Origin of the sequence: Streptomyces sp. NPDC042638 (assembly GCF_040647235.1) — a bacterium.
Taxonomy (GTDB): Bacteria; Actinomycetota; Actinomycetes; order Streptomycetales; family Streptomycetaceae; genus Streptomyces; species Streptomyces rameus.
This window is the reverse complement of record NZ_JBEZBT010000158.1, coordinates 1-1,136: the sequence shown is the minus strand read 5'-3', so window position 1 is coordinate 1,136 and position 1,136 is coordinate 1. Positions and strand designations below refer to the sequence as shown.

At 69.5% G+C, this 1,136-nt stretch carries 1 protein-coding gene; it reads right to left on the bottom strand.

The features are described 5' to 3' along the window. A partial coding sequence (locus tag AB0B40_RS38220) for an acyltransferase domain-containing protein (RefSeq protein WP_362268251.1) occupies positions 1 to 1,096 on the bottom strand: 1,096 nt, incomplete at its 3' end. Positions 1,097 to 1,136 lie beyond the last annotated feature (40 nt).

The window sequence follows — 1,136 nt, the reverse complement described above, 5'->3', positions numbered from 1 at the left end:
CACCCGCCTCCCGCACCCACTCCCCCGTCACCGTCGAGTAGAAAGGAACCAGCGGGGCTTGGGCACGGATATCGGCGAAGGCGGTTGTCAGTACGTCTTCGACCGCTTCGACATGCCGGGTGTGGGAGGCGTAATCCACCGCCACCCGGCGCACCCGCACGCCCTCCGCGGCAAGGACATCGAGAGCTTCGTCGAGGGCTTCGGCATCACCGGCGATCACCACCGACGTGGGACTGTTGACCGCGGCCACCTCCACCCGGTCGGCCCATCGCTCGATACGCTCCGCCACTTCAGTCTCGGACAGCGCCACCGACGCCATACCACCCCGGCCCGCCAGACTGCCCGCGATGACCTGACTGCGTACCGCCACCACCCGGGCCGCGTCCTCAAGCGACAACACACCCGCCACACACGCGGCCGCGATCTCACCCTGCGAATGACCGACCACCGCATCCGGCACCACACCGACCGACGACCAGACGGCGGCAAGGCCGATCATCACAGCGAAGCTCGCAGGCTGCAGCACATCCACGCGCTCCAGGAGATCGGCCGGAGCATCCCCTCGCAGCACATCCACCAGCGACCAGTCCACCCAAGGCTTCAACGCCGCCGCGCACTCAGCGATCCGCTCCGCGAACACCGGCGAGGAATCGAGGAGTTCGCGACCCATGCCGGCCCACTGCGAACCCTGACCCGGAAAGACGAACACGACCTTTCCGGCCCTGCCCAGAGCCGACACGCTGCCAGTGACCACACCGGGATGAGACTCGCCCCGCGCCAGCGCACCAAGCCCCGCCAGCGCCTCCTGCCCGGAGGCGGCCACGATCACCGCACGCTCGGACAACATCGCCCGCTGAGCGACCAACGCACCCGCCACGTGCGGCAGTGACACCTCACTCGACTCCACAAAGGACGTCAACCGCTCGGCCTGGCCCGCCAGGGACCCGGCACTCCTCGCCGACACCACCAGCGGCACCACACCCACATCGGTCCCCGCCAGTCCAGGCCCGACAGGCTCCGGCACTGCGGGCTGCTCCTGCGGGGCCTGCTCCAGGATCAGGTGCGCATTCGTCCCACTGACACCGAAGGACGACACACCAGCGCGGCGTGGCCGGCCGGTGTCGGGCCACTCCCGG